17 protein-coding genes are annotated in these 22,401 nt (G+C 71.2%); 5 read left to right on the forward strand and 12 right to left on the reverse strand.

Annotated features, from left to right (window positions below; all coding sequences use genetic code 11):
• The first annotated feature begins 89 nt into the window (after positions 1–89).
• Positions 90–872, forward strand: coding sequence for an IclR family transcriptional regulator (locus Q4V64_RS16395; RefSeq protein WP_124442384.1), 783 nt, complete (start codon positions 90–92; stop codon positions 870–872).
• A 108-nt stretch (positions 873–980) separates the two neighbouring features.
• Here the strand turns inward: Q4V64_RS16395 and Q4V64_RS16400 are convergent, their stop codons facing one another.
• From Q4V64_RS16400 to hrcA, 9 genes are all read right to left on the reverse strand, one after another.
• Entirely contained in the window at positions 981–1,973 is a 993-nt protein-coding gene (locus Q4V64_RS16400; protein WP_124442383.1) for an adenosine deaminase, read from the reverse strand.
• Between the two features lie 20 nt (positions 1,974–1,993).
• Positions 1,994–2,926, reverse strand: a complete 933-nt coding sequence (locus tag Q4V64_RS16405) for a ribonuclease Z (RefSeq protein ID WP_124442382.1) — start codon at positions 2,924–2,926, stop codon at positions 1,994–1,996.
• Positions 2,927–2,932: 6 nt separating this feature from the next.
• Complete coding sequence (locus tag Q4V64_RS16410) at positions 2,933–3,286, reverse strand: histidine triad nucleotide-binding protein (protein WP_124442381.1); 354 nt, start codon at positions 3,284–3,286, stop codon at positions 2,933–2,935.
• Between the two features lie 153 nt (positions 3,287–3,439).
• Positions 3,440–6,661 carry a S41 family peptidase gene (locus Q4V64_RS16415; protein ID WP_124442380.1) on the reverse strand — a complete coding sequence of 1,074 codons (3,222 nt, stop codon included), beginning with the start codon at positions 6,659–6,661 and terminating at the stop codon, positions 3,440–3,442.
• A gap of 60 nt (positions 6,662–6,721) precedes the next feature.
• Positions 6,722–7,252, reverse strand: coding sequence for a hypothetical protein (locus Q4V64_RS16420; RefSeq protein ID WP_124442379.1), 531 nt, complete (start codon positions 7,250–7,252; stop codon positions 6,722–6,724).
• A gap of 332 nt (positions 7,253–7,584) precedes the next feature.
• Positions 7,585–8,325 (reverse strand): 16S rRNA (uracil(1498)-N(3))-methyltransferase, encoded by a 741-nt coding sequence (locus Q4V64_RS16425; protein ID WP_124442377.1) that lies wholly within the window; start codon positions 8,323–8,325, stop codon positions 7,585–7,587.
• Positions 8,325–9,407, reverse strand: a complete 1,083-nt coding sequence (locus tag Q4V64_RS16430) for a nitronate monooxygenase (RefSeq protein WP_124442376.1) — start codon at positions 9,405–9,407, stop codon at positions 8,325–8,327. The genes Q4V64_RS16425 and Q4V64_RS16430 overlap by 1 nt, the downstream gene beginning before the upstream one ends.
• 234 nt (positions 9,408–9,641) lie before the next feature.
• Positions 9,642–10,778: a molecular chaperone DnaJ gene (gene dnaJ / locus Q4V64_RS16435; RefSeq protein WP_124442375.1), complete on the reverse strand. Its 1,137-nt coding sequence runs from the start codon at positions 10,776–10,778 to the stop codon at positions 9,642–9,644.
• On the reverse strand, positions 10,779–11,795 hold the full coding sequence (gene hrcA, locus Q4V64_RS16440) for a heat-inducible transcriptional repressor HrcA (protein ID WP_124442374.1): 1,017 nt from the start codon (positions 11,793–11,795) through the stop codon (positions 10,779–10,781).
• 163 nt (positions 11,796–11,958) lie between these two features.
• Here hrcA and Q4V64_RS16445 point away from each other — a divergent pair, with 163 nt between their 5' ends.
• Positions 11,959–12,687 (forward strand): MBL fold metallo-hydrolase, encoded by a 729-nt coding sequence (locus Q4V64_RS16445; protein WP_124442373.1) that lies wholly within the window; start codon positions 11,959–11,961, stop codon positions 12,685–12,687.
• 34 nt (positions 12,688–12,721) lie between these two features.
• Positions 12,722–13,534 (forward strand): DUF3097 domain-containing protein, encoded by an 813-nt coding sequence (locus Q4V64_RS16450; RefSeq protein ID WP_124442372.1) that lies wholly within the window; start codon positions 12,722–12,724, stop codon positions 13,532–13,534.
• Here the strand turns inward: Q4V64_RS16450 and Q4V64_RS16455 are convergent.
• From Q4V64_RS16455 to Q4V64_RS16465, 3 genes are all read right to left on the reverse strand, one after another.
• A complete protein-coding gene (locus Q4V64_RS16455; RefSeq protein WP_253267183.1) occupies positions 13,512–14,090 on the reverse strand; it encodes a Uma2 family endonuclease in 579 nt (192 codons plus the stop codon). The genes Q4V64_RS16450 and Q4V64_RS16455 overlap by 23 nt on opposite strands.
• A gap of 101 nt (positions 14,091–14,191) precedes the next feature.
• Complete coding sequence (hemW, locus tag Q4V64_RS16460) at positions 14,192–15,424, reverse strand: radical SAM family heme chaperone HemW (RefSeq protein ID WP_124442370.1); 1,233 nt, start codon at positions 15,422–15,424, stop codon at positions 14,192–14,194.
• 68 nt (positions 15,425–15,492) lie between these two features.
• Entirely contained in the window at positions 15,493–17,634 is a 2,142-nt protein-coding gene (locus Q4V64_RS16465; RefSeq protein WP_253267182.1) for a SpoIIE family protein phosphatase, read from the reverse strand.
• Positions 17,635–17,736: 102 nt separating this feature from the next.
• Here Q4V64_RS16465 and Q4V64_RS16470 point away from each other — a divergent pair, with 102 nt between their 5' ends.
• Positions 17,737–21,861 (forward strand): HAMP domain-containing protein, encoded by a 4,125-nt coding sequence (locus Q4V64_RS16470; protein WP_172629377.1) that lies wholly within the window; start codon positions 17,737–17,739, stop codon positions 21,859–21,861.
• Positions 21,858–22,388, forward strand: coding sequence for a response regulator (locus Q4V64_RS16475; RefSeq protein ID WP_124442369.1), 531 nt, complete (start codon positions 21,858–21,860; stop codon positions 22,386–22,388). The genes Q4V64_RS16470 and Q4V64_RS16475 overlap by 4 nt, the downstream gene beginning before the upstream one ends.
• Positions 22,389–22,401: the final 13 nt, after the last annotated feature.

The following is a 22,401-nucleotide window of genomic DNA, read 5'->3' on the forward strand; positions in this document are numbered from 1 at the left end:
CATGTAGACATCATCTATGTATGAAAATGAAGGTTAGATAGCCGAACGAGACCCGTCAATGGCCGGTCGCCCCCGTTTACGATCGGCGCATGTCAGAGACAGGCGGCGTCCGCGAGGTGAAGTCGGCGGCACGCACGGTCGAGCTGCTGGAGCTGCTGGCCGCGCGCGGCGACCGTCCGGCACGATTGCAGGAGCTCGCGGACGAGCTGGGCGTGCCGCGCAGCTCGATGTACGCGCTGTTGCAGACCCTGATCTCGCGCGGCTGGGTTCGCACGGACGTCACCGGCTCGCTGTACGGCATCGGCATCCACGCCCTGCTCACCGGCACGAGCTACCTCGACTCCGACCCGCGCGTGCGCGTCGTACGGCCGTATCTCGACGAGGCGTCCCAGGCGCTGGGCGAGACGATCCACATGGGACGCCTCGACGGCCGGGACGTGGCGTATCTGGCGACGCGGGAGTCGCACGAGTACCTGAGGACGATCAGCCGGGTCGGGCGGCGGCTGCCGGCCCACGTGGGCGCGCTGGGCAAGGCGCTGCTGGCCGAGCGGGACGACGCCGAGTTGCCCGCGGGGCCGTACGAGGCGCTGACTCCCCACTCGCACACGAGCCGGGAGTCACTGGTGGCGGATCTGACGGAGGTGCGCGCGCGGGGCTACTCCGTCGACCGCGAGGAGGGCGTGCTCGGGATCGTCGGCTTCGGCTTCGCGTTGCGGTACGACACGCCTGCGCAGGACGCGATCAGCTGCTCGGTGCCGGTGGCTCGGCTGACGCCGGGGCATGAGGGGCGGATTGTCGCGGTGATGCGGGAGATCAGGGGGAAGATCGAGGCGACGGTCGCTCCGGGGGGCGGAACGGTGCATTGGCGGTAGGGCAATTCAGCCCGTCCGGCGTTTGAGGACGAGGCCGTTCAGGCCGAAGCGGGGGTCCGGGGGCGGCAGCCCCCGGAGAGGCCCGCACCAACGCCGCGAAGCCCGCGGCTACCCGAACTCGTACGCCTCCACCTCGGCGAGGTACCTCCCCCGCCGCTCCTCGTCATGCTCCAGGAAGGCCGCGACGAAGGAATTGCGGGCCAGCTCACGCAACCGCTCCTCGCCCAGGCCCAGCGCCACGCGTACCGCGTCGAAGTTGTCACCCGCGTAGCCCCCGAAGTAGGCCGGGTCATCGGAGTTGACCGTGCACAGCAGGCCCGCGTCGAGCATGGCCGGCAGCGGGTGGTCGGTCAGGACGTCGACGGCCCGGAGCCGGACGTTGGACAGCGGGCACACGGTCAGCGGGACCCGGTCCCGGACCAGGCGGGCGACCAGCGCCTCGTCCTCCATGCAGCGCAGCCCGTGGTCGATCCGCTCGACGCCGAGCACGTCCAGGGCCTCGGTGATGTACTCCGGCGGCCCCTCCTCTCCGGCGTGCGCCACGCGCCGCAGGCCCAGGGCGGCGGCGGCCTCGTACACCTCGCGGAACTTCACCGGCGGGTGCCCGACCTCGGCCGAGTCGAGGCCGACGCCGACGATCCGGTCGAGGTGGGGCCGGGCCGCCTGAAGGGTCTCCATGGCCGAGGCGGCGGACTCGTCGCGCAGGAAGCACATGATCAGCTCGGTGGAGACGCCGTGCGCGGCCTCGCTGTTCCCCAGTGCCCGCCACAGCCCTTCCACGACCGTGCCCATGCCGACGCCCCGCGCGAGGTGGGCCTGCGGGTCGAAGAAGATCTCCGCGTGCCGGACGCCCTGCGCGGCGGCGCGGGCGAGGTAGGCGTTCGCGAGGTCCTCGAAGTCCCGCTCGGTGCGCAGCACGGCCATGAGCTCGTAGTACAGGTTCAGGAAGGACTGGAGGTCCTCGAACTGGTACGCCTTGCGCAGCTCGTCGGTGCCGGCGTACGGCAGCTCGACGCCGTTGCGGGCGGCCAGCTCGAAGGCCAGCTCCGGCTCCAGCGTGCCTTCGATATGGAGGTGCAGTTCTGCTTTGGGGATGGGCATCGAAGCATCGTACGGCGGTTTCACCGACGCTTCGGAACCGGCACCCGCAGCAGATCGTGCGCGACGGTCAGCTCGCCCTCGAACCCGGCGGCCCGTGCCTGCCGTTCGAACTCTCCCCCAGACTCCGTCCGGGAGGTGCCCCCAGGCTCGGTGTAGCGCTGGCTGAAGTGGGTGAGGACGAGATGCCGTACGCCGGTGTCCCGGGCGACGCGGGCCGCCTGAGCGGCCGTCAAGTGACCGTACTCCGCGGCCAGTTCGACGTCCTCGTCCAGGAACGTCGACTCGATGACGAGCATGTCGCAGCCCTCGGCCAGTGCGTGCACGCCGTCGCACAGCCGGGTGTCCATGACGAACGCGAACCGCTGGCCGCGGCGCGTCTCGCTGACGTCGTGGAGAAAGACGCCGTCGAGTACGCCCTCCCGTTGGATCCGTCCGACGTCCGGCCCCTTGATGCCGTGCGCGGCGAGGCGGTCGGGCAGCATGCGGCGGCCGTCGGGCTCGATGAGGCGGTAGCCGTAGGACTCAACGGGGTGGGAGAGCTTGCGGGCCTCCAGGGTGTACCCGCCGGTCTCGGCGATCACCCCGTCCGACGCCACCGGTGCCTCGACCAGCTCGACCGTTTCGCGGTAGGCGGTGGCGTACCGCAGCCGGTTGAAGAAGCGTTGCCCGGAGCGCGGGTAGTGGGCGGTGACCTCGTGCGGGACCTTGTCGAGGTTGATGCGCTGGATGACTCCCGCGAGGCCCAGTGAGTGGTCGCCGTGGAAGTGCGTGACGCAGATCCGGTTCAGGTCGTGGGCGGCGACCCCGGCGCGCAGCATCTGGCGCTGCGTGCCCTCGCCGGGGTCGAACAGGATGCCCTCGCCGTCCCAGCGCAGCAGGTAGCCGTTGTGGTTGCGGTGCCGGGTCGGGACCTGGCTGGCGGTGCCGAGGACGACCAGTTCACGTACGGACACGACGAGTTACCCGGGGGGCCATTCCAGGCCGCGGCCGCCGAGGACGTGCGCGTGGGCGTGCCAGACGGTCTGCCCGGCGCCGCTGCCGGTGTTGAAGATGGTGCGGTAGCTCTCCAGCTTCTCGTCGTCGGCGACGGCCTGGGTCTCGCGCAGGACGTCGGCGGCTAGCTCGGGGGCGCCGGTGGCGAGGGAGGCGGCGTTCTCGTAATGCGCTTTCGGAATCACCAGGACGTGGGTGGGTGCCTGGGGATTTATGTCCCGGAAGGCCACGGTCGTCTCGGTCTCGCGGACGATCGTCGCCGGGATCTGTCCCGCGACGATCTTGCAGAACAGACAGTCGTCCTGAGGTTCCCCTGCCATGCGTGTGCCTCCTCACGCCGGTGATCTCTGACTTGGGCATCGTAGTCGCCCAGCTGCGGGCAGTCGTGCCGCTGGGGCGGCTCCCGACCCACAGAGAGCGGCACCCCGCAGCGCCGGGCCGCGCGACCCACCCCCGCCCAGCACCAACGCCGGTTACGGCAAACCAGGCGGCACCTTCGCCGGCGTCTCCTCCAACGCAGCCAAGGCCAACCTCACAGCCTCGTCCAGCTGCACGTCCCTCCCCGCCCCGTAATCCTGAGGCCGCTGCACCACCTCCACGTCCGGGTCGACGCCGTGGTTCTCCACCCCCCACTCATAACCCTCCAGCCAGAACGCGTACTTCGGCTGAGTGATCAGCGTCCCGTCGACCAGCCGGTACCGGCTGTCGATCCCGATCACCCCGCCCCACGTCCGCGTCCCGACCACCGGCCCGATCCCCAGCGCCTTGATCGCCGCGTTGACGATGTCCCCGTCGGAGCCGGAGAACTCGTTGGCGACGGCGACGACGGGCCCGCGGGGCGCGTCTCCCGGATAGCTGTACGGCCGCATCCCGCGCGGCAGCGCCCAGCCGACGATCCGGCGGGCCAGTTTCTCGACGACCAGCTGGGAGGTGTGCCCGCCCCGGTTCTCGCGGACGTCCACGACCAAGCCCTCCCGGGCCACCTCGACGCGCAGGTCGCGGTGGATCTGGGCCCAGCCGGGCGCCTGCATGTCCGGCACGTGGAGGTATCCCAGGCGTCCGCCGGACTTCTCGTGGACGTAGGCCCGCCGGTCCTCGACCCAGGCGTGGTAGCGCAGCGGCTCCTCGTCGGCGGTCGGGACGACGACCGCGTGCCGTACCTCGCCCCCGCCGGCCGGGGAGATGGTGAGCTCGACGGGCTTGCCCGCCGTACCGACGAGGAGGGGGCCGGGGCCGGTCACCGGGTCCACCGGCACTCCGTTCACCGCGACGATCGCGTCCCCGGCGCGCACCGCGACGCCGGGTGCGGCGAGCGGGGAGCGGGCGTCCGGGTCGGAGGTCTCGGTCGGCAGGATGCGGTCGATGCGCCACTGTGCCGATTCCTGTGGGCCGTCCTGGTGGCGGGAGATGTCGGCGCCGAGCAGTCCCTGCCGGGGTCCGCCGCCGTGTCCGCCGCGCGGGACGACGTAGGCGTGCGAGGTGCCGAGTTCGCCCTGGACCTCCCAGAGGAGGTCGACGAGGTCGTCGTGGGTGGCGACGCGGTCGAGGACGGGGCGGTAGCGGTCGAGGACGCCGGTCCAGTCGACGCCGTTCATGTCCGGCCGCCAGAAGTGGTCCCGCATGATGCGGCCGGTCTCGTCGTACATCTGCCGCCACTCGGCGGCCGGGTCGACGGTCTGCCGGACTCGGCTGAGGTCGACGGTGATGTTCGTGTCGCTGTCGTCGTCGTTCGAGGCGCGCCGGTCGCTGGGGACGACCTTGAGCCGCCCGTCGGTCCACAGCAGGACCCGCTTGCCGTCGCCGCTGACCTGGAAGTGGTCGGCGTCGACGGCGAGATGCTCGATGCGCTGCTGGGCGAGGTCGTAGCGCTCCAGCTCGGTCTGCGGGTCCGGGTCGTCCGGGGTGGCCCGGGAGGAGCCGAGGACACCGCGCACCGGATGCCGCAGCCACAGCACGCCGTCCTTCGCGGCCCGCAGGTTGGAGTAGCGGGCCGCCTCGACCGGGAACGGCACGATCCGGTCGGCGAGGCCTTCGAGGTCGATACGGGTGGCCGGGGTGCCCTCGCTGTCGGGCGTCTCGTCCTTGTCCGGCGCCTCGAAGGGGCGGCCGTGCCGCTGCGGTCCGAAGGGCGAGGGCGTGGTCGCGGCCAGTGTGATCAGGTGCGGGCGGTCGCCGACGACGAAGGCCAGGTCGAAGACGTGCTCGTCGTAGACCGGGTCGAAGGAGCGGTTGGACAGGAAGGCGAGGTGCTTGCCGTCGAGGGTGAACGCCGGCGCGTAGTCCTGGAAGCGCAGCGGGGTCGCCTCGGTGACCGACAGGTCGGTGGTGTTGGCGAGCCGCAGCTGGCGCAGGGGGCGCGGGCCGGGGTGCGACCAGGCGAGCCAGGCGGAGTCGGGTGAGAAGACCAGCCCGGTCACGTCTCCTTCCTCGCTGCGGTCGACCTCGCGGACCTCGCCGGTCTCGCGCTCGACGAGCAGTACCCGTCCGTCGTGCGCGGCGACCGCGGCCCGGCTGCCGTCGGGCGCCATGGCGAGCCCGAGGACGCGGCCGAGCTGTCCGGCGGCGAGGCGGCGCGGGGTGGCGCCGGGCGCGTTGCCGGTGGCGGGCGCGAACTCCAGGGCGTCGTCGCCCTCCGCGTCCGTCACCCACACCACCCACTCCTCGCCCTCCGCGCGGAAGGTGCGCGGCAGCCGGGCCCGGACGCCGGGTTCGGCGGCGAGCGCGCGGGCCGGTCCGGAGCGGTGGGTGACCCAGTGCACGGCACCGCGCACGGCGACCGCGCTGCCGCGCGCGGTGTGGTCGGGGGCGGCGGACCCGAACCAGCGGGAGGCGTTGACCTGGAACGGCTGCCGGTCGGTGTGCTGGCCGCCGAGCCGGATGTCGAGGCGGCGGGGTTCGGCGCCGTCGAGGTCGTCCAGGATCCACAGTTCGCCGGCACTGGCGTAGACGACACGGGTGCCGTCGCCGGCGGCGTGCCGGGCGTAGAACCCGTCGAGGGGGGTGTGCCGTCGTAGGTCGGACCCGTCCGCGAGGGAGGAGTACAGCGCGCCGACGCCCTCGTGGTCGGACAGGAAGGCGATCCGGTCCCCCGCCCACAGCGGGTACTCGAGGTTTCCGTCCAGCTCTTCGTGCAGCCGTACGAACTCGCCGGCACCCTCCCCGTCGCGGACGTCGCTGTCGATCCACAGTTTGCCCGCCGTGCCGCCCCGGTACCGCTTCCACCAGGCGGCCTCCCGGCCCATGGGCGCCGACAGCAGGACGGTCGCCGGGCCGTGCGCGACATGGCCGACGGGGCCGTACGGCAGGACCGTGGACGGTCCGCCGTCGAGCGGGACGGCGTGCGCCCAGCTGCGGCGCAGGCTCGCCTGGCCGTAGGAGCTGATGGCGAGGACCTGTCCGTCCGGGGTCCAATCGCGCACCTGGGTGCGCGAACTGCCCCAGTGCGTGAGGCGCTTGGCGGGACCGCCGTCGACCGGGGCGATGTGCACCTCGGGCGCGCCGTCGCGGGTGGAGGTCCAGGCGACGGTGGTGCCGTCGGGTGAGATGCGGGGGTGGGTCACCGGCACGTTGTCGGCGCTGACCCGCCAGGCCCGCCCGCCGTCGAGGGGCGCGAGCCACACGTCGTCCTCGGCGGTGAAGGCGACCAACTCGCCTCGCAGGTGCGGAAACCGGAGATACGAAGAAGACCCCGTCATTGCTGGCTGTGTCACCCGATCACCCTATGCACGCCCGGCGACCGAGGACAGGGGTTTGGATCACTTGCCCTCGGGCCAGCACTCGGGCGCCTTCTGGCAGTAGACGGTCTTGGTGACGGTCACCGTGACGGTCGGACCGGGCTGCTGGGGATTGTTGACGGGCGGGGTGGTCTTCGCGTCGCAGTTGCCCAGCCCCTCCACGTGGAACCACTGCTTGCCGTCGATCTTGGCGGTGAGGTCCCCGCGGACACACGCGCCGCTGACCGCGCGGGTGATCCTGCCGGTGACGGTGATGTCCTTGCCGTCGTCCGTCTCGCCCTCGCAGTCGACCTCGGCGACGGCGTTCTCGGTCGCGGTGGGTGTCGAGCCGCCGTCCCCGTACGAGGCCGTGCAGTTGAGCCAGCGCACATCGGCCTTCTGCCGCTCCAGCTCGTCCGTCACGGTCTGGTCGGTCGTGTACGCCACGGTCGCGGAGTTCAGCCCGGCCGGGTCACAGGCGACCGCTCCTCCCACCGTGAGCCCCGCGAATGCCACCGCGACCGCCACGCGCCGCGCACGCGGCCGACGCCATATCCGCCTCAATGCCCCCATGCACGGCAGCCTGCCACCGTCGCGCTCGCCGCGGTAGAGCGCATACGGCCATGAGGTGCCGTCGGACTCTCGGCGCCCGGCGTTGGTGTGACCCCCGACTGGGGGCTGCCGCCCCCAGACCCCCGCTTCGGCCTGAACGGCCTTGTCCTCAAACGCCGGACAGGCTGACTTTCACTGGCCGTCCCTCAGCCGCACAGCAGCAGCCACTCCTGCGGTGCCGGCAGGCGACTGGGGCTTCAGGCCGAGGACCTCGGCTTAGTAGCGGTAGCAGGCGGCGAAGTCGGTGACGAGCAGACGTACCTGGGCGAGTTCCACGAGCCGTTCTCCCGAGATCAGGACCAGCGGCCGGAGCGGCCGAGGAGCAGGGCGGTCGCCGCGGTCCCGGCGGTCGACGTGCGCAGTACCGTACGCCCCAGCCGGTACGCCTTCGCACCCGCTTCCTCGAACAGCGCCAACTCCTCGGGGGAGACACCGCCTTCGGGACCGACGACCAGCACGATCTCACCCTGGGCGGGCAGTTCGGCCGTGGCCAGGGCTTCTTCACCGCTCTCGTGGAGTACGGCGGCGAAGTCGGCTTTGGCGAGAAGTGCGGCAACCTCCTTGGCCGTCGCCGCGTCCGCGATCTCCGGGAAGCGCACTCGGCGGGACTGCTTGCCGGCCTCGCGGGCGGTGGCGCGCCACTTGGCGAGCGCCTTCTGGCCGCGTTCGCCCTTCCACTGGGTGATGCAGCGGGCGGCGGCCCACGGCACGATCGCGTCGACGCCGGTCTCGGTCATCGTCTCGACGGCCAGCTCACCGCGGTCGCCCTTGGGGAGGGCCTGGACGACGGTGACGCGCGGGGACTCGGGGGGTTCCTCGGAGACGCCGGTCATGTGGACGATCAGCCGGTCCTTGCCCTCGGCGCCGACCACGTCGCACTCCGCCCACCGTCCGGCGCCGTCGGTGAGGACGACCCGCTCCCCCTGCCGCAGTCGCTTCACGGAGACGGCGTGCCGCCCTTCGGGGCCGTCGAGGACGTACTGCCCGGCACCGTCCGCGCGGAAGTGCTCGACGACGAACACCGGCGCGGTCATCAGACGCCTCCCGCCGGGGGAAACATCGACAACGCCGCCCTGGCGTCGGCGAGTTCACCGGCCAGCACCTCCACCAGCTGCCCCGCGGGCAGTTCGCGGGCCATACGGTGCCCCTGTCCCGCCCACAGCGCCATGCCCTGCGCGTCGCCCGCCTTGGCGGCCGCCTTGCGCAGCGGCGAGGTGAGGTGGTGGATCTCGGGGTAGGCGGCGGGCGCGTACGGGCCGTGCTCGCGCAGGAACCGGTTGACCAGGCCGCGGGCCGGGCGGCCGGAGAAGGCGCGGGTCAGCTCCGTACGGACGTACAGGGGGTTGGTCAGCGCCTGCTTGTGCACGGCGTTCGCACCGGACTCGGGCGTGGCGAGGAACGCCGTGCCGAGCTGGGCCGCGCTCGCGCCCGCGGCGAGTGCGGCGGCGATCTGGCCGCCGCGCATGATGCCGCCGGCGGCGAGGATCGGGATGCGTACGGTCTCGCGGATCTGCGCGATCAGGGACAGCAGTCCGATACCGGCACCGTCGTTCTCCGGGATGTCACGGTGGGTGCCCTGGTGGCCGCCGGCCTCCACGCCCTGCGCGATCACCGCGTCGGCGCCCGCCCGCTCGACGGCGAGGGCCTCGTCGGTGGTGGTCGCGGTGACCAGGGTGAAGGTGCCGGCCCGACGCAGTGAGTCCAGTACGTCAGGACTCGGCGCGCCGAAGTGGAAGGAGACCACCGGTACCGGGTTGTCGAGCAGAACGGCGAGCTTGGCCTCGTAGCCGTCGTCGCGGCCGCTTTCGGGGTCACCCAGCTCGGTGTCGTACCAGGCGGCCTCGCCGGCCAGTTGGTGGGCGTAGACGTCCACGGCGGCGGGGTCGGCGTACTCGGGCTGCGGCATGAAGAGGTTCACGCCGAAGGGGCGGGCCGTGAGGCTCCGCAACTGCTTGATCTCCTGGTACAGGCCGTCGGCCGTCTTGTACCCGGCGGCGAGGAACCCCAGCCCGCCGGCCTCGCACACGGCCGCGGCGAGCGTCGGCACGGAGACGCCGCCCGCCATGGGGGCCTGCACGATCGGATGGGGGAAGAGATCGGTCAGTGCGGAGGACATGACGGCATGTTGTCACGTCCTCAGAACAAGTCCGAATCGACCCTTCGCTTTGGGTAGGGGCGGCGGGGACGCTGCATCCATCAGCGGCTCCGCCGGCGGGCAACCGCCCGCAGACACCCGTCAGCGCCCGTTGAACGCATCCTTCAACCGCGAGAACAACCCCTGCTGCCCCGGCTGACCGTGCCTGCCCGGGGGCCGACCCCCGGACCCCCAGCAGTCCGCCCTCAGCTCACCTCAGCGACCATTGAACGCATCCTTCAACCGCGAGAACAACCCTTGCTGCCCCGGCTGGAACTGCCCCTGCGGCCGCTCCTCGCCCCGCAGCTTGGCCAGCTCGCGCAGCAACCGCTCCTGCTCCACGTCGAGCTTGGTCGGGGTCTGGACCTCGACGTGGACGATCAGGTCACCCCGGCCGCCGCCGCGCAGATGCGTGACGCCCCGGCCGTGCAGCGGGATCGACTGGCCGGACTGGGTGCCGGGCCGGATGTCGACCTCCTCCAGGCCGTCCAGCGTCTCCAGCGGGACCTTGGTACCGAGGGAGGCCGCGGTCATCGGGAGGGTGACCGTGCAGTGCAGATCGTCGCCCCGACGCTGGAACTGCGAGTGCGGCAGCTCGTGGATCTCGACGTACAGGTCACCGGCGGGACCGCCACCGGGCCCGACCTCGCCCTCGCCGGCGAGCTGGATGCGGGTGCCGTTGTCGACACCGGCGGGGATCTTCACGGTCAGGGTCCGACGGGAGCGGACCCGGCCGTCGCCGGCGCACTCCGGGCACGGAGTGGGCACCACGGTCCCGAAGCCCTGGCACTGCGGGCACGGACGCGAGGTCATGACCTGGCCCAGGAAGGACCGCGTCACCTGCGACACCTCACCGCGGCCGCGGCACATGTCACACGTCTGCGCGCTCGTCCCCGGCGCCGCACCCTCACCGCTACAGGTGGTGCAGACGATCGCCGTGTCGACCTGGATGTCCTTCGTCGTACCGAAGGCCGCCTCGTCGAGCTCGATGTCCAGCCGGATCATCGCGTCCTGGCCGCGCCGGGTGCGCGAGCGCGGACCGCGCTGGGACGCCGTACCGAAGAAGGCGTCCATGATGTCGGAGAAGTTCCCGAAGCCACCCGCCCCGAAGCCGCCGGCACCCGCGCCGGCCGCCTGCGAGAGCGGGTCGCCGCCGAGGTCGTAGACCTGCTTCTTCTGCGGGTCCGACAGCACCTCGTAAGCGGCGTTGATCTCCTTGAACCGCTCCTGGGTCTTCGGATCGGGGTTGACGTCCGGGTGCAGCTCGCGCGCGAGCCGCCGGAAGGCCTTCTTGATCTCTTCCTGCGACGCGTCGCGACGCACGCCGAGAACGGCGTAATAGTCCGTGGCCACTTACGACTCCGCCAGGATCTGTCCGACGTACCGTGCCACTGCGCGTACCGCTCCCATCGTTCCCGGGTAATCCATGCGGGTCGGTCCGACCACGCCGAGCTTGGCGACTGCCTCGTTGCCCGAACCGTAGCCGACCGACACCACGGACGTGGAGTTGAGTCCCTCGTAGGCGTTCTCGTGACCGATGCGTACGGTCATGCCCGAATCCCCCGCCTCGCCAAGGAGTTTGAGGAGCACGACCTGCTCCTCCAAGGCCTCCAGGACGGGCCGGATGGTGAGGGGAAAGTCATGTCCGAAGCGGGTCAGATTGGCGGTGCCGCCGATCATCAGCCGCTCCTCGTTCTCCTCGACCAGCGTCTCCAGCAGGGTGGAGAGGACGGTCGAGACCGTGCCGCGGTCCTCTATGTCGAAGCCTTCGGGAAGGTCCTCGACGAGCCTGGGCACATCGGTGAAGCGCCGCCCCGCGACCCGGCTGTTGAGCCGCGCCCGCAGATCGGCGAGGGAGGCCTCGCCGAACGGCGCCGGGCAGTCGATCATCCGCTGCTCGACCCGCCCCGTGTCCGTGATCAGCACGAGCATCACGCGCGCGGGCGCGAGCGACAGCAGCTCCACGTGCCGGACGGTGGACCGGGTGAGCGACGGATACTGCACGACGGCGACCTGCCGGGTGAGCTGCGCGAGCAGCCGTACGGTCCGCGCCACGACATCGTCGAGGTCGACGGCGCCGTCGAGGAAGTTCTGGATCGCGCGCCGCTCGGGCGGGGTCATCGGCTTGACGCCGGCGAGCTTGTCGACGAAGAGCCGGTAGCCCTTGTCCGTGGGGATCCGCCCGGCGCTGGTGTGCGGCTGGGCGATGTACCCCTCGTCCTCCAGGGCGGCCATGTCGTTGCGCACGGTCGCCGGGGAAACGCCGAGGTTGTGCCGCTCGGTGAGCGCCTTCGACCCCACCGGCTCCTCGGTGCCGACATAGTCCTGGACGATGGCGCGCAGCACCTGAAGCCGTCGTTCACTCAGCATTCGCGCACACCTCCAGAAATCGTCCCCTCGGCGCCTGGCCTGGCACTCTTCACATCCGAGTGCCAACGTTCCCCGGCCCAGTGTACGGCCGTGGGGTACGCCCCGGGCAAGGGCGGCCCTCCGTTGCCGTGCCCGGACGTGCTGTCTTGGCTAGCGTCGCGGTATGACGGTGACTTGGGAAGAGCTGGGGTGGGAGCGGTTGGCGGCCGGGGTGGGCCGGTGCCGTCTTCCCGGCTGGGACTGCACGGTGGGGCTGGTCGTCGGGGAGGGCACGGCCTTGTTGATCGACGCCGGGTCGAGCCTCGGGGAGGGCGCGCGGCTGCGGGCGCAGGCGGAGGCGTTCACCGGTCACCGTGTGACTCATCTCGCGCTCACACACCCCCATTTCGACCACGTCTTCGGGGCGGCGGCGTTCGCGGGGGCGGAGGTGTTCGGCGCGGTGGGCATCGACACGGTGTTCACCGCCCGGCACGCGCGCGAGGAGCTGCGCGCGGACGCGGTACGCAACGGGCTGGAGGCCGGCTCGGCGGACGAGGCGGTCGACGCGCTCACCCCGCCCCGCCACTACGTCTCCGGCGAGTGGACCCTCGACCTGGACGGCGGCCGGCAGGTCCTGCTGGCGAACGTAGGCCCGGGCCACACGGCCCACGACCTCGCGATCCTGGTACCGGGCTCACCCGAGGTCGTCTTCTGCGGCGACCTGGTCGAGGAGTCCGGCGAACCGCAGGCGGGCCCCGACGCCGTACCGTCGCACTGGCCTGCGGCACTGGACCGGCTGCTGGACCTTGGCGGCGAGGACGCGCTGTACGTGCCCGGTCACGGAACGGTGGTGGGCGCGGCGTTCGTACGGGCGCAGCGGGACGCGTTGGCGACGCGTTTCGGCGTGTCGTGAGCACGCGCCGGTCACTTCTCCTATCGTCACCCGAATGCGCCAGTACTCCGCCGACCTGACCCCTCCCTGGAAGAAGCCGAAGCCCGCCCCGGAGGTTCCGGCGGAGCCCGGCCTGGTGGTGGAGGAGCCCGGCACCGGTTTCTGCGGCGCGGTGATCCGCTGCGAGGCGGGCACGGTCACCCTGGAGGACCGCTTCGGCAAGCACCGCGTGTTCCCGCTGGAGCCGCGGGGGTTCCTGCTGGAGGGCCGGGTGGTGACGCTGGTCCGGCCGCCGTCGTCGGCTCCGGTACGACCCACCCGTACGGCCTCCGGTTCGGTCGCCGTCCCCGGCGCACGCGCACGCGTGGCCCGCGCCGGGCGCATCTACGTCGAGGGCCGGCACGACGCCGAACTGGTCGAGAAGGTGTGGGGCGACGACCTGCGCATCGAGGGCGTGGTCGTGGAGTACCTGGAGGGCGTGGACGACCTGCCGTCGATCGTGGCCGAATTCGCACCGGGTCCGGACGCGCGGTTGGGCGTCCTGGTGGACCACTTGGTGCCGGGCACGAAGGAGTGGCGCATCGCGGAGGCGGTGACCAGCGAGCACGCGCTGGTGGTGGGCCACCCGTACATCGACATCTGGGAGGCGGTGAAGCCGTCGTCCCTGGGGATTCCGGGGTGGCCCCGGGTGCCGCGAGGGCAGGACTGGAAGACGGGCGTGTGCCGGGCGCTGGGGTGGCCGGAAAACACCGGGGCGGTTTGGCAGGGGATTCTGGGGCGGGTGGGGTCTTACAGGGATCTGGAGCCGGAGTTGTTGGGGCGGGTGGAGGAGTTGATCGACTTCGTCACGGATAGCGGTGGGGCTTAACGCCCTTGTAGGTGCCGAATTCGGCGGTGTCGAGTTCGATGCTGAGGTGCTCCAGCGGGAGCGGGGCACCGAACTTCGTAACTTGCTGCACTTGGTAGTCGGCGTCCTCTCCCTCTCCGACAGGCTTCGTCAACAGGACGCAGTGCGCCATGATCGGGTCGACGATGAGGTAGGCGGGGATCTCGCCGGCAGCGTAGATCGAGCGCTTGACTCCATAGTCCCGGGCGACACTGGTCTTGGAGACGACCTCGACGACCATCGTGATCAGTCGACACGGCAGCAGGCGACCAGATGCGGGCATGGCGTTTCGCTCCAGGACGACCAGATCCGGCACGGGCTCGCTGGCCTCATCAATGATGTCGACGTCCTGAGTCTGGAGCCGGGACCATCGCTTACGCGGGAACTGGTCCAGCACATCCTCGACGATCATGTTGTGGACCAGATCAGGGCTGGCCATCATCACGATTTCCCCCCGGAGAAGCTCGACCTTGACGCCCTCGGGAGGCTCGAACTCCTCGAAGTATTTGGTCATCCCACGCTCGTCCACAGCGGTCATCTCCGTGGCCCTCCACATCCGCCGCGTACTTGTTAGCGGCAGCCTACGAATCAGGTTAGGTGCCGAATGGGCACTCCGCACCGATTCACCCGCCCGAGTGATCAATCCACGAGGTCCCTGACCACCGCATCCGCCAGCAGCCGCCCCCGAAGCGTCAGCACCGCACGCCCCTCCCCGTAGGGCCCCTCCTGAAGCAACCCACCCCCCAGCGCCCGCCGAGAAGCCGCCAGCCCCTCCTCCCGCAGCAACTCCAACGGCACCCCCTCCCGAAGCCGCAGCTCCAGCAGAATCCGCTCCACCCGCCGGTCCTCCTCCGAAAGGATCTCCCGCCCCGCCCCCGGCGACCGCCCCGCCGCCAAGGCCGCCGCGTACGCCCCCGGATGCTTCACGTTCCACCACCGCACCCCGCCCACATGGCTGTGCGCGCCCGGCCCCGCGCCCCACCAGTCGGCGCCACGCCAGTACAGCTCGTTGTGCAGGCAGCGGCCCGCGTCCGAGGTCGCCCAGTTCGACACCTCGTACCAGTCGAAACCGGCCGCCGACAGCGCCTCCTCCGCGATCAGATACCGGTCCGCGTGCACGTCGTCGTCCGTCATCGGGACCTCGCCCCGCCGGATCCGCCGGGCCAGCTGCGTACCCTCCTCGACGATCAGCGCGTACGCCGAGACGTGGTCCGGGCCGGCGCCGAGCGCTGCCTCGAGCGACGCCCGCCAGTCGTCGTCCGACTCCCCCGGCGTGCCGTAGATCAGGTCCAGGTTCACGTGCTCGAAGCCCGCCGCCCGGGCCTGAGCCACGCACGCCTCCGGCCGCCCCGGCGTGTGCGTGCGGTCCAGGACCTTCAGCACATGCTGCTTCGCGCTCTGCATGCCGAAGGAGATCCGGTTGAAGCCGCCCTCCCGGAGCGTGGCCAGATACGCCGGATCCACCGACTCCGGATTCGCCTCCGTCGTGACCTCCGCATCGGCCGCGAGGCCGAACTCGTCGCGGATCGCCCCCAGCATCCGTACGAGATCACCCGCGGCCAGCAGTGTCGGCGTACCGCCGCCCACGAACACCGTGCGCACCGGACGCGGATCGTCGCCGAGGACCTTGCGGGCCAGGCGGATCTCGTCGATCAGGGTGTCCGCGTAGTTGTCGCGGGAGGCGAGGACGCCGCCCGTGCCGCGCAGCTCGGTCGCCGTGTAGGTGTTGAAGTCGCAGTAGCCGCAGCGGGTCGCGCAGTACGGGACGTGCAGGTAGAAGCCGAGCGGACGGTCGGCGGCCCCGGCGAGCGCGGACGCGGGGAGCGCGCCGTCGTCGGGGACGGGCTCGCCGTCGGGGAGTGCGGAAGGCATGCCTTCCATTGTCCAGCACCCGAACGGGTTACTCGGCCTTGCTCGGCCTTACTCGGCCTTGCTCGCCCTTACTCGGCCTGGAGGACCAGCAGCGCCAGGTCGTCCTCCGGCGGGCGCACCCCGAACTCGTGCACCAGCCGCTTGATCCGCTCCGCGATCAGCTCCGCGTCCAGCCCCGCGCACCCCGCCAGCGCCTGAGCGAGCCCGTCCTCGTCGTCGAACAGGCGTGAGCCGCTGCGCCGCTCGGTCACCCCGTCCGTCACGCACAGCAGGCTGTCGCCGGACCGCAGCTCGAAGGTCTCGCTGGTGTACGTCGCGTCCTCGATCACCCCGAGGAGGGTCTGCGGCTGCGCGGCCGTACCGACCTCGCCGCCCGCTCCGAGGAGCAGCGGCAGGGGATGTCCGGCGGAGGCGAGGGTGCAGCGCACGCCGCCGTCGAAGGGCGCCAGTTCGCCGTAGAGGAGGGAGAGGAAGCGGGTCTGCGGGCCGTCCCCGGCGGACGGCGGCCGGCCGCCCGCGGAGGCCAGCGCGCGGGCGGCGGCGTCCGCGGCCTCCGTCGCGTCGTCGAGGAGCAGCTGGTTGAGGCGGTCGAGGACGTCGGCGACGCGGTAGCCCTCGCGGGCCAGCAGCCGCAGCCAGGGCCGGGCGAGGCCGATGACCACGGCGGCCTCGGGTCCCTTGCCCTGGACGTCGCCCACGGCGAAGCACCAGCGGCCGTCGCCGGCCGGGAAGAGGTCGTAGAAGTCGCCGCTGGGCCCGCCCTTGTCGCACGGCTCGTAGACCAGGGCGCTGCGCATCCCGGGGATCTCGGCGACCGCGCCGGGCAGCAGTCCGCGCTGCAGTACGGCGCTGATGGTGGCCTGTCGCGCGTACTGGCGGGCGGCGCCGATGGCGAGCGCGACCCGGCGGCTGAGGTCCTCCACGAGCCCGGTGATCTCGTCGGGGAAGCGGTCGGGCCCGGACCGTCCGATGACCAGGGTGCCGAGCGGGCGGCCGCCGGCCGTCAGGCGGTAGGCGAGCGCGCAGCCGCGGGTGCCGTGCGGGCCCAGTGCCTCGCCGGGCCAGGGGAAGGGGGCGGGGGCGGGTCCGGCCCGTAACGTCTGGGGGGCGTGCGGTGGCTCCTTCTCCAGGACCCGGCGCAGCTCCTCGATGCGGTTCTCGCTGCTGTGCCACACGCGGGCGAGCCGGGGCCCGGTTCCGCCGGCGCCGTCGGCCGCCCAGCCCCCGCGGCCCGTGACCTCATCCTCCAGCCACACCGCGCACCAGTCGGCCAGCCGGGGCACGATCAGCTGTCCGGCGAGGGCGGCCACCAGGTTCTCGTCGAGCTGTCCGGCGAGCAGGTCGGAGGCCTCGGCGAGGAAGGACAGGGCGCCGCGGCCGAGCCAGTCCCGGTCGCGCTCGGCGCGTTGGGGGTATCCCCGCTCGTGGGCGGTCGAGGGTGGGGGCGGCTCGGGGGCGAGTATCTCGGCGACGCGCAGTCCGCGCTCGAGGGCGCGCTCCCCGGCGTAGGCCTGGATCCCGTCGGCGGCTTCCTTGCCCTCGGCGGGCAGCCGCGCCCACACCGTCTTGGCGCCGGTGCGGTAGGTGATGCCCCAGGACTCGGCGAGCGTGGCGACGAGCCGCAGGCCGCGTCCGTACTCGGGGGTGTCGTGCGGCGCTTCGGCGGGGCTGTCGCGCGGGGCGCGGGAGGGGTGGTGGTCCAGGACCTCGAGGACGAGGGCGCCCGTCTCCGGCTCCAGCCGGCAGTCCAGCTCGACGTCGGTGCCCGCGTGCACGATGGCGTTGGTGACGAGTTCGCTGACCACGAGCAGGGCGTCGTCGGCCAGGCGGTCGGTGAGGTGCTCGGTGCCGGGCAGGCCGCGTTCGGCCCATTCGGCGAGCGTGCCGCGCAGGAGCGCGCGGGCGGCGCCGGGCGCGAAGGGGCTTCCGGACAGGGTCGCGTGCGCCTCGGCGCGGGGGTGTGCGTCGGCGTGCGGTGGCGCGTCGGGGTGTCGTGGCGCGTCGGCGCGGCCGTGCGCCTCGGTGTGCGCGGGCGCGTCTGCGCAGGCGTGCGCTGGCGTGTCGGCGCAGGCGTGCGCGGGCGCGTCGGCGCAGGCGTGCGCGGGCGCGTCTGCTTGTTGCTGCGCCTCGGCGGGCGGGCGCGCGCCCCCGGGCCCAGGCGCATCAGAGGCACGGGAGACGTTCTCCCGTTGCGTCGGAATGGGCCCCATGGACAGCTCCCCGAGCGGTTCGTACGAATACGCCTCAGTCGATGCCGACAGAGTGACAGACTGGCCACGCCCATAAGCACCGAGTTACCGAAGTGGGCCGCCATGAGTGAGAACAGTGCTACGCGTGTGCTCGAAGACGGACAGAAAGACGGTCAGATTCGAGCATCCGATCTGCGTCCCCTGCTCGCCGCGATGACCGCCGCCCGGGACGGTGACTTCTCGAAGGTGCCGGAAACCGGCCACGGCATGGTGGCCGAGCTGACCGCCGTCTTCAACCAGATCATGGACCGCAGCACTCACTTCAACACCGAGATGCAGCGCGTCAAGCGGGACTTGGTGCGGTACGGCCGCCTCGACGAACGGCTCTCGGCGAGCCCGGGCCAGGGCGCGTGGACGTCCCGGGTCAACGATGTGAACCAGGTTCTCGACGCCCTGGTGGCCCCGGCGGCCAACGCGACCCGCGTGCTGGACGCGGTGGCCGGCGGCGATCTGACCCAGCGCGTCGACCTGCACGACGGCAGCAGGCAGTTACGCGGCGACCTGCGGCGTCTCGGCCGGGCCGTGAACAAGATGGTGGACCAGCTGTCCCTGTTCACGGGCGAGGTGACGCGGGTCGCCCGCGAGGTCGGCACCGAGGGACGGCTCGGCGGGCGGGCCAAGGTGCGGGGCCTTTCGGGCAGTTGGCGGGACGTGACCGAAGCGGTCAACACGATGGCGTCCCGGTTGACGGCCCAGGTGCGCGACATCGCCCTGGTGACCACGGCGGTGGCCCGCGGCGACCTGACCCGCACGGTCACCGTCGAGGCGACCGGCGAACTGCTCGAACTGAAGCTGACGGTCAACACGATGGTGGACCAGCTGTCCGCCTTCGCCGACGAGGTCACCCGGGTGGCCCGCGAGGTCGGTACGGAGGGCCAGTTGGGCGGGCGGGCCCAGGTGAGAGGCGTCTCCGGCGTCTGGAAGGACCTCACCGACAACGTCAACTTCATGGCCTCGAACCTGACCTCGCAGGTACGGAACATCGCCCAGGTGACGACCGCCGTGGCCAACGGCGACCTGAGCCAGAAGATCACGGTCGACGCCCAGGGCGAGATCCTGGAGCTGAAGTCCACCATCAACACGATGGTCGATCAGCTCTCCGCCTTCGCCGACGAGGTCACCCGCGTCGCCCGCGAGGTCGGCACCGAAGGCAACCTCGGCGGCCGGGCCCAGGTGCGCGGCGTCTCCGGCGTCTGGAAAGACCTCACCGACAACGTCAACTTCATGGCGGACAACCTGACGTCGCAGGTCCGCAACATCGCCCTCGTCTCCACGGCCGTCGCCCAGGGCGACCTCGGCAAGAAGATCACGGTGGAGGCCAAGGGCGAGATCCTGGAGCTGAAGTCGACGATCAACACGATGGTCGACCAGCTCTCCGCCTTCGCCGACGAGGTCACCCGCGTCGCCCGCGAGGTCGGCACCGAAGGCAACCTCGGCGGTCAGGCCCAGGTGCGCGGCGTCTCCGGCGTCTGGAAGGACTTGACCGACAACGTCAACTTCATGGCGCTGAACCTCACTTCTCAGGTACGGAACATCGCTCAGGTGACGACCGCGGTCGCCAACGGCGATTTGTCCAAGAAGATCACGGTTGACGCCCGCGGCGAGATCCTCGAGCTCAAGGACACCGTCAACACGATGGTCGAGCAGCTGCGCGCCTTCGCCGACGAGGTGACGCGCGTGGCCCGCGAGGTCGGCACCGACGGCCGGCTCGGCGGCCGGGCCCAGGTGCTGGGCGTCTCCGGCGTCTGGCGGGACCTGACGGACAACGTCAACTCCATGGCGGACAACCTGACCTCACAGGTGCGGAACATCGCCCAGGTGACCACGGCCGTCGCCAACGGCGACCTCTCCAAGAAGATCGACGTGGACGCCCGCGGCGAGATCCTGGAGCTGAAGACGGCCATCAACACGATGGTGGACACGCTCTCGTCGTTCTCCTCCGAGGTCACCCGCGTGGCCCGCGAGGTCGGCTCCGAGGGCCAACTCGGCGGCCAGGCGCGGGTCGAGGGCGTGTACGGCACCTGGAAGCGCCTGACGACGAACGTGAACGAGCTCGCCTCCAACCTCACCACCCAGGTCCGCGCGATCGCCGAGGTCGCCTCCGCGGTGGCCCAGGGCGACATGTCCCGCTCCATCACCGTGGAGACCCGCGGCGAGGTCGCCGAGCTGAAGGACAACATCAACCTGATGGTGGCCAACCTCCGCGAGACCACCCGCGCGAAGGACTGGCTGGAGTCCAACCTGGCCCGCCTGGCCGCCCTGATGCAGGGCCACCGCGACCTGATGGAGGTCGCCGACCTGATCCTGCGCGAGCTGACGCCCCTGGTCAACGCCCAGTACGGCGCGTTCTTCCTGGCCGACCCGGACGAGGACGGGGCGGCCCTGCGCACCCCCGTTCCCGCGAAGGGGCTCGCGTTCATCGCGGGCTACGGCTCGGCGCAGGGCGCGACCGTGGAGACCGGCGGCCTCCCGGTGCACGGCCTGGTCCGCCAGGCGGCCCGCGAGAAGAAGCGGATCCTCGTCGAGGAGGCCCCGCCGGACTACATCAAGATCAACAGCGGTCTCGGCGAGGCCGCCCCGACGAGCGTGGTCATCATCCCGATCCTCTTCGAGGACAAGCTCCTCGGCGTGATCGAACTCGCGTCCTTCTCCCGCTTCTCCGACGTCCACCTGGCCTTCTTCGACCAGTTCGTGAACACCATCGGCGTCGCGATCAACACCATCATCGCCAACTCCCGTACGGAGTCCCTGCTCGGCGAGTCCCAGCGACTGGCCATGCAGCTCCAGGAGCGCTCGGACGAACTCCAGAAGCAGCAGGCGGAGTTGCAGCGCTCCAACGCCGAACTGGAGGAGAAGGCCGCGCTCCTCGCGACGTCGTCGCAGTACAAGTCGGAGTTCCTGGCGAACATGTCGCACGAGCTGCGTACGCCACTCAACTCCCTGCTGATCCTGGCCAGGCTGCTGTCGGACAACCCGGACGGCCGTCTGTCGGACCAGGAGGTGCAGTTCGCGACGACGATCCACCGCTCGGGCTCCGACCTCCTCCAGCTGATCAACGACATCCTCGACCTGTCGAAGATCGAGGCGGGCCGAATGGACGTACGCCCCAAGCGGCTGCCGTTGATCAAACTGCTGGACTACGTCCACGCCACCTTCCGCCCGCTCACCCTCGACCGGGGGCTCGCCTTCGAGTTGGCGGTCGGCGAGGACGTACCGCGCGAGATGTTCTCCGACGAGCAGCGCCTCCAGCAGATCCTGCGCAACCTCCTGTCCAACGCGATCAAGTTCACCGCGACGGGCCGGGTCGAGCTGCGCGTGAACCGGGTCATGGACCCCGAGCACCACTACGTCCAGGGCAGCGACGAGGTGATCGCCTTCGCTGTCTCCGACACCGGCATCGGCATCGCCCCCGAGAAACTCCCGGTGATCTTCGAGGCGTTCCAGCAGGCCGACGGCACGACGAACCGCAAGTACGGCGGCACGGGACTGGGACTGTCCATCAGTCGCGAGATCGCGGGCCTGCTGGGCGGCCGTATCGTCGCCGAGAGCGAGCCCGGCAAGGGCTCCACCTTCACTCTGTACGTCCCTGTCGTCAGTCCCGGCCACACGGCGACCGGCCCGGCTCCCGAGGAACGCGCCCTGCCGGTGCCGGACGACCTGTCGGCCGAGCCCTTCGCGACCATCCCCGACACCGACGACAGCCACGACAGCCACGACACGGACGACACCTGGCCGGCGCCGACGAAGCTGGAGGCGTGGAGGTCGGGCCGGGCGGGCCAGGTCCTCCCCGGGCGTCGGGTGCTGATCGTGGACGACGACATCCGCAACGTCTTCGCCCTCACCCATGTCCTGGGGCGCGTCGGCATGCCCGTCCTCTACGCGGAGAACGGCCGGGAGGGCATCGAGACGCTGGAGCGCAACCCGGACGTCGAACTCGTCCTGATGGACATCATGATGCCGGAGATGGACGGCTACGAGACCATCGCCGCCATCCGCCGCACCCCGCGCTGGACGGGCCTGCCCATCGTCGCGCTGACCGCGAAGGCGATGCCGGGAGACCGCGAGAAGTCCATCGCGCGGGGCGCCAACGACTACGTACCGAAGCCGGTGGACGTCGACCGGCTCCTGACGATCGTGTGCGACCTGCTGGACCCGGAGCACACCGCGGAAGAGGCACAGCGATCATGAGCACCGAGGGCATACCCGACGAACGCGCCGGCATCCTCCTGGTCGACGACATGGAGGACAACCTGATCGCGCTGGAGGCCGTCCTGGGCTCCCTCAACGAACGGCTCGTCCGCGCACGTTCGGGCGAGGAGGCGATGAAGGCACTGCTGCGGCAGCAGTTCGCCGTCGTCCTGCTCGACGTGCGCATGCCGGGCATGGACGGCTTCGAGACCGCCGCGAACATCAAACGGCTCGATCAGACCAAGGACGTCCCGATCATCTTCCTGACCGGAGCGGACGACTCCGGCTACGCGTTCCGGGGCTACGCGACGGGAGCGGCCGACTACCTGACCAAGCCGTTCGATCCATGGGTGCTACGGGCGAAGGTGAGCGTGTTCCTGGACCTGCACCGGAAGAGCCGGCACCTGGAGCGGTTGCTGGCATTTCTGGAGGCCCAGCTGGCGGGGGACGACCCTCCGGACGTACCGGCACTGCGCACACAGGTCAGGGAGATACGTCAGCTGGTGAACAGGGGGCGAGGTACCTAAGCCCCCCGGCCAC

This window comes from Streptomyces sp. NL15-2K, assembly GCF_030551255.1.
GTDB lineage: Bacteria > Actinomycetota > Actinomycetes > Streptomycetales > Streptomycetaceae > Streptomyces.

Excerpts from the sequence above, each read along its gene's own strand:
- Q4V64_RS16425 (WP_124442377.1), bottom strand. The coding sequence starts at position 8,325 with ATGACCGCGCCGGTGTTCGTCGTCGAGCACTTCCGCGCGGACGGTGCC.
- hrcA (WP_124442374.1), bottom strand. The coding sequence starts at position 11,795 with ATGCTGAGTGAACGACGGCTTCAGGTGCTGCGCGCCATCGTCCAGGAC.
- Q4V64_RS16415 (WP_124442380.1), bottom strand. The coding sequence starts at position 6,661 with ATGACGGGGTCTTCTTCGTATCTCCGGTTTCCGCACCTGCGAGGCGAG.
- Q4V64_RS16395 (WP_124442384.1), top strand. The coding sequence starts at position 90 with ATGTCAGAGACAGGCGGCGTCCGCGAGGTGAAGTCGGCGGCACGCACG.
- Q4V64_RS16465 (WP_253267182.1), bottom strand. The coding sequence starts at position 17,634 with ATGGGGCCCATTCCGACGCAACGGGAGAACGTCTCCCGTGCCTCTGAT.
- Q4V64_RS16455 (WP_253267183.1), bottom strand. The coding sequence starts at position 14,090 with ATGACCGCTGTGGACGAGCGTGGGATGACCAAATACTTCGAGGAGTTC.
- Q4V64_RS16470 (WP_172629377.1), top strand. The coding sequence starts at position 17,737 with ATGAGTGAGAACAGTGCTACGCGTGTGCTCGAAGACGGACAGAAAGAC.
- Q4V64_RS16420 (WP_124442379.1), bottom strand. The coding sequence starts at position 7,252 with ATGGGGGCATTGAGGCGGATATGGCGTCGGCCGCGTGCGCGGCGCGTG.
- Q4V64_RS16475 (WP_124442369.1), top strand. The coding sequence starts at position 21,858 with ATGAGCACCGAGGGCATACCCGACGAACGCGCCGGCATCCTCCTGGTC.
- Q4V64_RS16450 (WP_124442372.1), top strand. The coding sequence starts at position 12,722 with ATGCGCCAGTACTCCGCCGACCTGACCCCTCCCTGGAAGAAGCCGAAG.
- Q4V64_RS16445 (WP_124442373.1), top strand. The coding sequence starts at position 11,959 with ATGACGGTGACTTGGGAAGAGCTGGGGTGGGAGCGGTTGGCGGCCGGG.
- Q4V64_RS16410 (WP_124442381.1), bottom strand. The coding sequence starts at position 3,286 with ATGGCAGGGGAACCTCAGGACGACTGTCTGTTCTGCAAGATCGTCGCG.
- Q4V64_RS16400 (WP_124442383.1), bottom strand. The coding sequence starts at position 1,973 with ATGCCCATCCCCAAAGCAGAACTGCACCTCCATATCGAAGGCACGCTG.
- hemW (WP_124442370.1), bottom strand. The coding sequence starts at position 15,424 with ATGCCTTCCGCACTCCCCGACGGCGAGCCCGTCCCCGACGACGGCGCG.
- Q4V64_RS16430 (WP_124442376.1), bottom strand. The coding sequence starts at position 9,407 with ATGTCCTCCGCACTGACCGATCTCTTCCCCCATCCGATCGTGCAGGCC.